The 403-nt window shown below is 73.7% G+C and carries 1 protein-coding gene; it reads right to left on the reverse strand.

Going from position 1 to position 403, the window contains the following annotated elements; translation table 11 throughout:
• Window positions 1–403, reverse strand: a 403-nt coding sequence (locus G3I65_RS42965) for a hypothetical protein (protein ID WP_160701178.1), incomplete at both ends; no start/stop codon positions are given.

Consider the following 403-nt stretch of genomic DNA (forward strand, 5'->3'; position numbering starts at 1 on the left):
GCGGATGCCGGTCGCCCGCTCCGTCGCCTGGTCGGTGCCGACGTGCCCGGCGGCCGCGGTCGCGATGCGGCCCACCTCGACCAGGTCGGCCCGGGCGTCCTGCTTCCACAGGTACGAGTAGAGGCGCTCGGTGATGTCCAGGGCGTACGACGCGAATTCGGGCGAATCGGCGGCGGAGCGCGCCGCGGCGATGAGGTTGTCGGTTTCTTCGTCCATCCAGCGGACGCAGGCGTCGATGTCGGCGAATTCCCCGCTCGGCTCTTCCCGGTCTTTCAGCGCGGAGTACGCGTGGGGGCGCAGCCGGGCGTTCACCGCGGCCAGCCGTGCCCGGTAGTGCTCGTACGCCGCGGTCAGCGCCGCCGAACGCGCGGCCGGCGCTTCCTCCCGGGCGGCCTGCTCGGCG

The organism is Amycolatopsis sp. SID8362 (assembly GCF_010550475.1).
Classification (GTDB): Bacteria; Actinomycetota; Actinomycetes; order Mycobacteriales; family Pseudonocardiaceae; genus Amycolatopsis; species Amycolatopsis eburnea.